The organism is Streptomyces sp. NBC_00557 (assembly GCF_036345995.1).
In the GTDB taxonomy this organism is placed as follows: Bacteria; Actinomycetota; Actinomycetes; order Streptomycetales; family Streptomycetaceae; genus Streptomyces.
Window position 1 is genome coordinate 4,199,183 of record NZ_CP107796.1, and the last position, 10,924, is coordinate 4,210,106.

The window sequence follows — 10,924 nt, forward strand, 5'->3', positions numbered from 1 at the left end:
CGCGTGTGCTAGTTGGTGCCGATCCTCGCCAGCAGGTCCACGATCCGGCTCTGCACCTCCGGGCTCGTGGAGCGTTCCGCGAGGAACAGGACCGTCTCGCCCGAGGCCAGCCGGGGCAGGTCGGCCTGGTCGACCGCGGCGGTGTAGACGACCAGCGGGGTCCGGTTGAGCTGCCCGTTGGCACGCAGCCAGTCGATGATCCCGGTGTGGCCCGCCTGCCGCCGCTGCACCTGCATCAGGTCCATCACCACCAGGTTCGGCCGGAACTGCCCCGCCAGCGTCACCGCGTCGGCGTCGCTCGCGGCCCGCGCCACCTGCATCCCGCGCCGCTCCAGCGTCGAGGTCAGCGCCAGCGCGATCTCCGCGTGCTCCTCGATGAGCAGCACCCGCGGCGGATGCTGCTCGCTGTCGCGCGGCGCCAGCGCCTTCAGCAGTACGGCCGGATCGGCGCCGTACGCCGCCTCGCGCGTCGCCTGCCCGAGCCCGGCCGTCACCAGCACCGGCACCTCGGCGGCCACGGCGGCCTGGCGCAGCGACTGCAGCGCGGTCCGCGTGATGGGCCCGGTCAGCGGGTCCACGAACAGGGCGGCCGGGAACGCCGCGATCTGCGCGTCGACCTCCTCACGCGAGTGCACGATCACCGGCCGGTAGCCGCGGTCGCTCAGCGCCTGCTGGGTCGTCGCGTCCGGCGCGGGCCACACCAGCAGCCGGCGCGGGTTGTCCAGTGGCTCCGGCGGCAGCTCGTCGTCGAGCGGCTGCGGACGCGGGGTGTCCGCGACCTCCACGGCGCCACCGGGGCCGTCCAGCGGCTCCGGCCCCTCGGCGGCGTCGGCGTCCGGCGCACCGATGGCGTACGACCGTCCGCCACCCTCGGTGCCCGGAGCGAGCCGGGGCTGCCCGGCCAGGGAGGGAGCGTGGGCGGGCGTCTGTCCGGCCAGGGACGGATGCGCGGGCGCCTGTTCGGCCGGCGACGGAGGCGCGGGAGCCTGGCCGGCCGGCGGATGGGGCCGGGCCGGCTGCTCCGGCTGCTGCTCCGCGTCGGGGCGCGTGCCCAGCTTGCGCCGACGCCCGGAACCGCCCGGCGCGTGCGGCGGCGGGGTCGCCGTCGGCTGCTGCACCTGTGCGGCCTGCCGGGAGAACGGCACACCCTGACCGAGCGTGCGGACGCTGATCGCCCGCCCCTGCGTCGAGTTCGGGTCGAGCGCTGCACCGGCGGCCGGCAACGGCTGCGCGGCCCGCGGGGTACCGGCGGCGGGCGTACCGGTCTGCGGCACACCGGGCGCCTGGGCGGGGGCCGGCGGCGATGCCACCCCGGTCTGCGGCATGGGCGTGCCCGCGCCGGGGGTGTCGTCGGTGCCCGGCCACTGCTGAGGTGCGCCGGGCGCCTGGGCTGGGGCCGGTCCGGCACCGGCCGGGGGCACGGGGGTGCCCGCGCCGGGGGTGTCGTCGGTGCCCGGCCACTGCTGGGGCGCGCCGGGCGTCCGGGCGGCCGTCGGCACCGGTCCGGCACCGGCCTCCGCGGGCAGCGGCTGGGCGCTCGGCGTACCGCCGGGCGGCGTCGCGGCGGCCGCGGGGGCGGGCTGCCGGCCCGGCGCGGCCTGACCGGAGGCGGCCGGAGCCGCCGGACCCGCAGGAGTCACCGGCTGCTGACCGGACGCGGGGACTCCGGGCACTGCCTGGGCCGCGGGACCGTTCTGGACGGGGAGGCCCTGTCCGGCCGCACCCTGCGCCGGAACACCGTGAACCGGCGTGCCCTGACCGGGAGTCGGCGGCACAGCCGGATGCGTCCCGGCCTGCCCGGGAGCCACCGGAACACCCTGAGGCGGAGTCACCTGACCCGGAACACCCTGGGCCGGAACACCCTGGGCCGGCGTGCCCTGGGCGGGTGCGGCCGGGGCAGCGGACGTCTGCGCCGGAGCCGTCTGGACAGAGGCTGCCTGGCCGGGGTGTACAGGGGTGGCCTGTCCCGGAGCGGCCGGGGGGCCCGGGGCGGGAACGGCCGGAGGCATCGGCGCCGAGGCCGGTGGTGCGGCGCCGGGCGCGCTGCCCTGCGCCGGTGCCACCGGATGAGCGGCTTCCGCGGGCTGGGCCACGGCACGGCGGCGCCGGCCGGTCGGCGCGCTGGTCGGATGCGGCTGCGGCGGAGTGTGGTCCGCGGCCTGGTCGAGGGGTACGGCGTCGTGGCGGCCCGCGTCTCCGGGCACGCCCCCGACGGCCAGCGGCGGCTGAGCGGGCACCTGCACCTGCCCGGGCCCCTGCCCCACGAACTGCGGCTGCCCCTCGACGACGCCCGGAGTGCCGGGACCCCCCGCCGGTACACCCGTACCCGGACCGACGGGCACACCCGTGCCGGGACCACCCACCGGCACACCCGCACCCGGGCCGACGGGCACACCCGTTCCCGTACCGGCAGGCACGCCGTCGCCCGGCGCGCCCCCGGGCGGGACCGTGCCCACCCCGTTCGCCGCGTCCGGGGACTGGGGCGAGCGGTCGGCCTCGGCGGGCGGGAGGGCGAAGACCGTACGAGGGCCGTCCGCCTCCTGGGCCGCGGCCCGTTCCGCCGCGGCGGCCAGCGCACGGCGGCGCCGCCCGGTCGGCTGCGCACCCTCGGCCGGCACGGGCTGCGCACCCGGTGTCTGCTCGCCGTCCGCCGCCGGCAGCGCGGGCGGCAGGGCGGCCTGCGCCCCGCCGGAGTCGGGCCGGGCTGGCACGCCCTGCGGGGGAACGGCCGCGCCGAGTCCCGTACCGGAGGCGGCGGCCCCGGCGGCATGCTCGGCCGCGGTCACCACCGCGCCCTCGCTCACCGCCGCGCCGTCACCGGCGCCGGCCTCGGCGGGCCGGCCACGGCGCCGCCCGGTACCGCCGGACGGGGTCTCCGCGGCCGCGGCCGGGACCGCGCCCGTCTCTTCGGCGGGCGGCGCGGCACGCCTGCGGCGGCGCCCGGTCGGCGCGGGCGACCCGGCCTCGCCGGGCTGGCCGGCGCCGGGCACCTCACTCTCCAGGAAGGCGTCGGTGGAGGCCCGCCGGGCCCGCCGCCGCCCGCCGCCGGCGGTCTGCTCGCCGCCCGCGGCCAAAGCCACCTCACCGGCACCGGCGACCTGCCCGGCCGACGCCGGTACGGCCTCCAGCTGCCCGCCCGGGGCATGCCCGCTCGCGTCCGGTGCGCCCTGCACGGCCGGCAGCTCCCCGGCGGGCGCCGTCTGCCCACCGGCCGCCGAGTCGACCGTCCCGGCGCCGCCGCCCAGCGGCACCTCCAGCACATAGGCGCTGCCGCTCATGCCCGGCACCTCGTGCGTCTGCAGCACGCCGCCGTGGGCCCGTACGATCCCGCGCACGATCGGCACGTGCACCGCGTCCCCGCCGGCGTACGGCCCGCGCACCTCGATGCGGGCGACCTCACCGCGCTGCGCGGCCGCGACGACGACGGTGTTGTCCAGATAACCGCCCGCGGACACGGGCGAGTTGCCGGTCGCGTCGACACCGGCGACGTCCGCCACCAGGTGCGCCAGCGCGGTGGCGAGCCGCTGCGGGTCGACCTCGGCCTCGATGGGCGGCGCGTGCACGGCGAACTGCACCCGCCCCGGACCGATCAGCTCGACGGCGCCCTCCACACCGGCGGCGACGACGGCGTCCAGCATCACCTTCGTGCGCGTGATGTCCTCGGCGCCCGCGTCCAGCCGCTGGTAGCCGAGGACGTTGTCGATGAGAGTGGTGATCCTGGAATACCCGGCGCTCAGGTGGTGCAGCACCTGGTTGGCCTCGGGCCACAGCTGCCCGGCGTCGTCGGCGGCCAGGGCCGCCAGCTCGCGCCGCAGCTCCTCCAGGGGCCCGCGCAGCGAGCGCCCGAGCAGCGTCAGCAGCTGCTCGTGCCGGCCGGCGAGGGCCTCGTACCGGTCCTTCTCCCGCTCGGCGAGCGCGGCGTACCGCTCCTCGCCGGCCGCGACCTCCTCCGCGTGCTTCTCGCGCAGCTCCTCGAGCTCGGTGACGTGCTGCTGGCGCAGCGCGGTCAGGTCGGAGGCGTGCTCCTCGGAGAGCCGCTCGAGTTCCTCCGCGTGCGCCTTCTCCAGCGCGGCCTTCTCCTCGACGAGGGCGTCGAGGGGGCGCCGGTCGGTGAAGGTCATCACGGCGCCGACGAGCTGGTCCCCGTCGCGCACCGGCGCGGTGGTCAGATCGACGGAGACCTTCTCGTCCCCCTTGGACCACAGCACCTGCCCGCGCACCCGGTGCTTGCGCCCGGAGCGCAGGGTGTCGGCGAGCGGAGACTCCTCGTACGGGAAGGGGGAGCCGTCGGCCCGCGAGTGCAGCACCAGCGTGTGCAGCTCCTTGCCGCCCAGCTCACCGGCCCGGTACCCCAGTATCTGGGCGGCGGCCGGATTGACGAGCACGATCCGCCCGTCGGTGTCGGTGCCGACGACGCCCTCCGCCGCGGCCCGCAGGATCATCTCGGTCTGCCGCTGGGAGCGCGCCAGCTCGGCCTCGGTGTCGACGGTCCCGGACAGGTCCCGCACGACGAGCATGAGCAGCTCGTCGCCCGTGTATCCGTAACCGTCGTACGCCTGCTGCCCGTTCTCCAGATTCGCGCTCGTGACCTCGACCGGGAACTCGCTCCCGTCGGTCCGCCGCGCGACCATCCGCGTGGGCTTGGTGCGCCCCCGCGGATCCATGTGATCGGGCCGCCGCATCGATCCGGGGATGAGCCGCGAGTCGAACTCGGGCAGCAGATCGAGCAACCCGCGTCCGACGAGCGCGGTGCCGGGCGCCTCGAAGGCCTCCAGCGCGATGGTGTTCGCGTTGACGACGGTTCCGTTGGCGTTGACCAGGACCAACGCGTCCGGCAGAGCGTCGAGTATGGCTGCGAGGCGAGCAGCGCCTCGGGATGGCCTGCTGCTCACGAGACGCCTTCCTCCCTGTTACCGCACCTTGCCGACCGCTCGGGCCATCTTGCCAACCGGCCCGCGACGTGTCACGCGAGGGAGTCTAAGCGCACACGTTGCGCTCGCGACGCCGGATGAGAGGGAGGTCCCACGACGAAGTGACACCGAACCGGCCACCTGCCCGCCGGCCACACCCCGCGACTCCCTGAGACTTTCGCGGGACCTTTACGGCACCGGTGTTTCCGTCAGGAAAAGCTCACGGCTCCCCGGCCGCCCGGCCCCTGCGCCACCCCTCTGGTCCCCTGCTTCCTCTCCTCCCCCACTCCTCTCTCTCCGCCGCGCCGGCCTTCGGCAGGAGGGGCACCATCCGGTCCCACCGGCCGGTCTCGCATCCGTTGCTGCGGTCGTACGCGGCGTCGACCCTGCGCCCGGCCCAGGTGCCGGTCACGTGGGCGGTGGCCGGGCCGCCGTAGAGCATGGTGCAGGCGGTGCCGGGCGCGACGGGGGCGAACAGATCCCGCCCCCAGTTCGTCTGCGCGTCGAGCACCCGGCACGCCTCCACCGCGTCCGGGTGGGTTCCGCCGGCCGGGTGACAGAACAGCTCGTACGTCCCGTCCCGCCCGGCCCCGGCGTGCCGCACGACCACGGTGAGGTGATCACCGGCCCGGTCCTCGGGCCGCACGGGCGGCGGCATGCCGGGCACGGCGACGGCGGGTACGGCGCGGGCGGCTCCGGCGGCGGGTACGGCGACGGCAGGCGAGGCGACGGCAGGGGCGGCGGCGAGCCCGACCAGGCCCGACACGGCGGCGAGGACGGGCGTGCGGCGGCCGCGCACGCGACCCCGCCGAGGGACCACCCGCCCGGGACCCCGCCACGCGCCGGCCCGCCCGGGACCCCACTCACGAAGAAAGACCATGCCGTGCCCAACGCGCGAGCCCCCCGGACGTTGCGTCCGCGCCTCGCCGAGCGGGAAGGCCTTTGCCCTGCGGCCCGACTGCCTAGTACCGTGGGGGGCGATTGGTGACAGGCCGCTCGGCTGTGTCATCATCTGCACGCACCACTCGCGCGCTCGCGTGAGCGGTTGTGCTGGAGGCGTCGCCTAGTCCGGTCTATGGCGCCGCACTGCTAATGCGGTTTGGGCCTTAAAGCCCATCGAGGGTTCAAATCCCTCCGCCTCCGCACCGATCCCGAAGCCCCGGTCCTCAGGACCGGGGCTTCGGCGTTCCGCCCCTTCCTGCCCCCTCGACCCACCTGCGGGCGTTTCCGCAGGTCACAAGGGGTGTGCGAATCGGATTTCACATGGCGGCGGCAGTCATGTAATGTTCTTCCTGTCGCCGGGACGGGCCGAAAGGACCGAAGCGGAGACAAGAACAAGAGAACAAGCACTCGTAGCTTAACGGATAGAGCATCTGACTACGGATCAGAAGGTTGCAGGTTCGAATCCTGCCGAGTGCGCACAGACCAGAGGCCCCGGAGTGATCCGGGGCCTCTGGTGTTTCCGGCGGCCGGTGCCGGAAGGAGCCGAGGAGGGTGGCTCAAAGGAGCCGAGGAGGGTGGCTCAGCACTCCTCGTCGGGGTCGTTCCGGTTCAGCTTCTCCAGGTACTCGTGGGCCAGTGCCGTCGCTCTCGTGAGCCAGTCCGTGATGATCGACAGCTCCTCGGGGGTGTAGTCGGAGAACAGCGCCGTCAGGCGTTTGTAGTGGCCCGCGTACACCGCCTCCACGCGCGTGACGGCGTCCGGTACGGCGGCCACCCGGACCCTGCGGCGGTCCGCGGGGTCGGGGCGGCGGGTGACGTAACCGGCGCGTTCGAGGCGGTTGAGGATGCCGGTCACCGCGCCGGTGGTCACGTGCGCGCGGGCGGCGAGGTCGCCGGCCGTCAGCAGGTCGTCGCCCGCCTCCAGGACGAAGGCGAAACACGTCAGGTCGGTGACGTTGAGGCCCAGCCGCCGGGCCAGTTCCTGCTGTCCGATCAGGTGGGCGGCGATGAGGTGGTCCATCTCCGACAGCGCCTGGTCCGGAGTGGCGGGCGGTCGCGGCGTGCCGTGCATCTTTCGGGATCCCTTAGTTCGTGAGATATTCGGGCGAGCGGATTTCTTAGTTGGTGAGGGAATTCTCCCCGGGTGACTGGAGACAGCTGTATGAGTCTGTACGACGAGGGTCACACGATCGCCGGCTGGACCGGCTTCGGCATCGCCACGGTGGGAAGCGCTGTGGTGGGGGCGGGGGTGTGCACGGCCTCCCTGCCGGTGGTCGTCGCCGGGCTTGCCGTGGTCGCCGTGAGCGTCCTGGTGACGTGGGTCCTGCACCTGGCCGGCTGGGGCAAGCCGCCGGGGGTGCGGCCGCGGGGGCGCTGGGGGATGCGGGTCCGGGACGCACAGGCGCGGGATGGCCATCCCGGCTGCGTCAGCTGCCGGCTGGCGGGGCGGGGGCGCCGGGCCTCGGAGCCGGCCGGGGTGGTGGGGACGCCGACGGCTGCCGAGCCGATGCCTCTTTCTCCTGCCGAGTGAAGGCGCACGCGAGGAGAGGAGGCCGGGCCCGGCGTGCCTGGCACCCGCGTGGAGTGGGGGTCTTCGCCGGGGGAGCCGAGCGGGTGCCATGCGCATCCTCACTGTCAGACCCCGCCCTTACCCTCACACGTGATGGGACGGGTGTGGAAGTGTTCGGGGCTCCGCTGGCCGGCGGGCGGGCCCGTGCTGCTGTGGGGCGGGGGGCGGTCCAGTGCGCTGCCCCGGGGGAAGCGGGTCGGTTTCGCCGTGCCGGCAGGGGGTGCGCGGACGTGCGTGGGGGCGCGGGGCCATGACTGCCCGGTGCGGGCGGTGGTGCCGGCGCGGAGTACGGGGGCCCGGTGCGAGGAGTGCGCACGGCTGGACCGGGCGCACTCCGTGGCCGCCGACACGCTTGCCGACGACCCGCGGCCGTACCGGGTGTATCTGGCGTGGTTCGGGCCCGGGATGGTGAAGGTCGGGATCACCGCGGTCGAGCGGGGCTCCGCCCGGCTGCTGGAGCAGGGCGCCGTCTGCTTCAGCTGGCTGGGCACCGGCCCGCTGATGGCCGCCCGGCGCACCGAGGAGCTGCTGCGGGCCGCGCTCCAGGTGCCGGACCGGATTCCGTACGCCGGGAAGCGGGCCGTGCGATCGGCGTTGCCGCGGGCCGAGGCGGAGCGCGCGGCCCAGGTGCGGGAGCTGCACGCGCGAGCCGTGGCGCTCCGCGGGTGGCCGGAGTCGCTGGCCCCCGAGCCCTGCGAAGTCGTCGATCACTTCGAGGTGTTCGGGCTCGCCGGTGCGCCGTCCGCCCTCGGGGAAGTGGTGGAACTCGTCCCCGGCGGTGGTGTGAGCGGTGAGCTGGTCGCGGTCGCGGGGCCCGATCTTCATCTGGCCGTCGGCGGACGCGGGGCGGTCGTGCTCGACACGCGTCTGATGAGCGGGTGGGAGCTGGTGCCGACGGCCACCGCCGGTGCCGGTGGACTCACCTTTCCGGTGCGGGAGTTCGACCGCCCGCAGGAGGGGCTGTTCTGAGGCGGGGGCACAGACCCTGATCCGGTGCGCTGCCTGAGATTCGCCTGTGTGTTTCTCAGGCAATTCACAGATCGAGGAAAGCCTCTTCTCAGAGGATCCCGACAAGGTGTGCACCATGACCACGACCTCGCCCCAGGGGCGCACCGAACTGCTGAGGCCGGACGGGAGCCCCGTCCGAGTGCTTGTGGTGGACGACGAGCTGTCGATCACCGAACTGCTGAGCATGGCTCTTCGTTACGAGGGCTGGCAGATCAGGAGTGCGGGGGATGGGCACGGCGCGATCCAGGCCGCCCGTGAGTTCCGGCCCGACGCCGTCGTGCTCGACATGATGCTGCCCGACATGGACGGGCTGACCGTCCTCGGCCGGCTGCGGCGGGAACTGCCCGAGGTGCCCGTCCTCTTCCTCACCGCCAAGGACGCCGTCGAGGACCGTATCGCCGGGCTGACCGCGGGCGGCGACGACTACGTCACCAAGCCGTTCAGCCTGGAGGAGGTCGTGGCGCGGCTGCGCGGGCTCATTCGCAGGTCCGGCGCGGCCGACCGGCGGTCGGACTCCGTGCTCGTCGTCGGCGACCTCACGCTGGACGAGGACAGCCACGAGGTGTCGCGGGGCGGCGAGTCCATCCACCTCACCGCCACCGAGTTCGAGCTGCTGCGCTTCCTCATGCGCAATCCGCGGCGCGTGCTCAGCAAGGCGCAGATCCTGGACCGGGTGTGGTCGTACGACTTCGGCGGGCAGGCCAACGTCGTCGAGCTGTACATCTCGTACCTGCGGCGGAAGATAGACGCCGGGCGCGAGCCGATGATCCACACCCGGCGCGGGGCCGGTTACCTGATCAAGCCCGCCGCGTCATGAGCGGACGGCGGCGGCCGGGTCCGCGGCAACGGCGGAAGCGGCAGCGGTGGCGGCCGGGGCAGCCGCGCACCCTGCGGACCCGGCTCGTCGTCGCGTCGGTGGTGCTGATCGCCGTGGTGTGCGCGGTGATCGGCACGGTGACGACGGTGGCGCTGCGCTCGCATCTGTACGAGCAGCTGAACGGGCAGCTTCGCGAGGCGTCGCTACGTGCGGCAGGCGGTTTCGGGCCGGTGCCGAGCGAGCTCAGGAACGGCGCCACCCTGCCGGACGGTCAGAGGGGCCAGCAGGACAGGCGCGCCCTTCCCGAGAAGAAGACGGACCCCGCCCAGTTCGTCGCGCGGGGCCCGCAGCCCGGCGGCACCATCGCGGCGAAGGTCGAGAACGGCGTGATCACCGACGCCCAGGTCGGCACCAAGGCGAAGGACGACAACAACGTCCCGCAGATGGACCCCAAGCCGCTGAACACGGCCCAGACCAAGGTGCTCGGCTCGGTGCCCAAGGACGGCGGGATCCACAGCGTCGAGATCCCCGGCCTCGGCGACTACCAGGTGCTGTACGTCGACGGCAACAACGGGACCTACTACGTCGCTCTCCCCACCGCCGAGGTGGACGGGACCATCAACACCCTCATCCTCGTCGAGATCAGCGTCACCGCCGCCGGCCTCATCGCCGCCACCCTCGCCGGATTCGTCATCGTCGGCGTGGCCACCCGCCCCCTCCGCAAAGTCGCCGCCACCGCCACCCGGGTGTCCGAACTCCCCCTGCACACCGGGGAGGTGAACCTCAGCGAGCGGGTGCCGGAGTCCGAGTGCGATCCGCACACCGAGGTCGGGCAGGTCGGCGCCGCGCTGAACCGGATGCTCGACCACGTGCACGGCGCCCTGCACGCCCGGCAGCAGAGCGAGATGCGGGTACGGCAGTTCGTGGCCGACGCCAGCCATGAGCTGCGGACCCCGCTGGCCTCCATACGCGGGTACGCGGAACTCACCCGACGCGGCCGCGAACAGGTCGGCCCCGACACCCGGCACGCCCTGGGCCGTATCGAGTCCGAGGCCGGCCGGATGACGCTGCTGGTCGAGGATCTCCTTCTCCTCGCCCGGCTCGACGCCGGACGACCGCTGCAGTTCGAGCAGACCGACCTCGTCCCGCTCGTGGTGGACACGGTCAGCGACTCCCGCGCGGCCGGCATGGACCACAACTGGCGGCTCGACCTGCCCGACGAACCCGCCCTCGTGTCCGCCGACGCGGCACGCATCCAGCAGGTGCTGGTCAACCTGCTCGGCAACGCCCGCAAGCACACGCCGCCGGATACGACCGTCATCGCGCGGGTGCATCGGCGCGGGGCGTGGATGTGCGTGGACGTCGAGGACAACGGGCCGGGGATTCCGCCGGAGCTGCTGCCGCACGTCTTCGAGCGGTTCGCCCGGGGGGACTCCGCGCGGTCCAGGGCCACCGGGTCCACCGGGCTCGGGCTCGCCATCGTGCAGGCCGTCGCCGCCGCGCACGGCGGCGCGGTGACCGTCGACAGCGTTCCGGGCCGGACGGTGTTCACCGTCCATCTGCCCGCGCTCGCCCCGGCCGTTCCCCGGCCGGCGCCCGAAGCGGACTGGCAGTCGCACTCACAGGCACAGCACAGTGCCACCACATGGGTGCGACAGGGGGCCTGAGTTGAGTCGG

7 protein-coding genes and 2 tRNA genes are annotated in these 10,924 nt (G+C 74.5%); 6 read left to right on the forward strand and 3 right to left on the reverse strand.

Annotated features, from left to right (window positions below; translation table 11 throughout):
* Positions 1-8: 8 nt before the first annotated feature.
* Both OG956_RS17970 and OG956_RS17975 read right to left on the reverse strand, forming a co-directional pair.
* Complete coding sequence (locus OG956_RS17970; protein WP_330338990.1) at positions 9-4,892, reverse strand: hybrid sensor histidine kinase/response regulator; 4,884 nt, start codon at positions 4,890-4,892, stop codon at positions 9-11.
* A 238-nt stretch (positions 4,893-5,130) separates the two neighbouring features.
* On the reverse strand, positions 5,131-5,709 hold the full coding sequence (locus OG956_RS17975; protein WP_330338991.1) for an SSI family serine proteinase inhibitor: 579 nt from the start codon (positions 5,707-5,709) through the stop codon (positions 5,131-5,133).
* 253 nt (positions 5,710-5,962) lie between these two features.
* Between OG956_RS17975 and OG956_RS17980 the strand changes: the two genes are divergently transcribed.
* Positions 5,963-6,053 (forward strand) — tRNA-Ser (locus OG956_RS17980).
* A gap of 203 nt (positions 6,054-6,256) precedes the next feature.
* Positions 6,257-6,329, forward strand: a tRNA-Arg gene (locus OG956_RS17985).
* A 103-nt stretch (positions 6,330-6,432) separates the two neighbouring features.
* On the opposite strand, the gene OG956_RS17990 is transcribed toward OG956_RS17985, so the two are convergent.
* Entirely contained in the window at positions 6,433-6,924 is a 492-nt protein-coding gene (locus tag OG956_RS17990; RefSeq protein ID WP_330338992.1) for a MarR family winged helix-turn-helix transcriptional regulator, read from the reverse strand.
* A gap of 90 nt (positions 6,925-7,014) precedes the next feature.
* On the opposite strand from OG956_RS17990, the gene OG956_RS17995 reads away from it, so the two are divergent.
* From OG956_RS17995 to OG956_RS18010, 4 genes are all read left to right on the forward strand, one after another.
* On the forward strand, positions 7,015-7,383 hold the full coding sequence (locus OG956_RS17995; protein WP_330338993.1) for an HGxxPAAW family protein: 369 nt from the start codon (positions 7,015-7,017) through the stop codon (positions 7,381-7,383).
* A gap of 132 nt (positions 7,384-7,515) precedes the next feature.
* The gene (locus OG956_RS18000) at positions 7,516-8,391 is read left to right on the forward strand and encodes a DUF2797 domain-containing protein (RefSeq protein ID WP_330338994.1); all 876 of its coding nucleotides are present in this window, start codon (positions 7,516-7,518) and stop codon (positions 8,389-8,391) included.
* Positions 8,392-8,506: 115 nt separating this feature from the next.
* On the forward strand, positions 8,507-9,247 hold the full coding sequence (locus OG956_RS18005; RefSeq protein WP_330338995.1) for a response regulator transcription factor: 741 nt from the start codon (positions 8,507-8,509) through the stop codon (positions 9,245-9,247).
* Positions 9,244-10,914 (forward strand): sensor histidine kinase, encoded by a 1,671-nt coding sequence (locus tag OG956_RS18010; RefSeq protein WP_330338996.1) that lies wholly within the window; start codon positions 9,244-9,246, stop codon positions 10,912-10,914. The genes OG956_RS18005 and OG956_RS18010 overlap by 4 nt, the downstream gene beginning before the upstream one ends.
* The last annotated feature ends 10 nt before the right edge of the window (positions 10,915-10,924 follow it).

Bases quoted from the DNA above. Each gene is read 5' to 3' on its own strand.
- OG956_RS17990 (WP_330338992.1), bottom strand. From the start codon at position 6,924: ATGCACGGCACGCCGCGACCGCCCGCCACTCCGGACCAGGCGCTGTCG.
- OG956_RS17995 (WP_330338993.1), top strand. From the start codon at position 7,015: ATGAGTCTGTACGACGAGGGTCACACGATCGCCGGCTGGACCGGCTTC.
- OG956_RS18000 (WP_330338994.1), top strand. From the start codon at position 7,516: ATGGGACGGGTGTGGAAGTGTTCGGGGCTCCGCTGGCCGGCGGGCGGG.
- OG956_RS18005 (WP_330338995.1), top strand. From the start codon at position 8,507: ATGACCACGACCTCGCCCCAGGGGCGCACCGAACTGCTGAGGCCGGAC.
- OG956_RS18010 (WP_330338996.1), top strand. From the start codon at position 9,244: ATGAGCGGACGGCGGCGGCCGGGTCCGCGGCAACGGCGGAAGCGGCAG.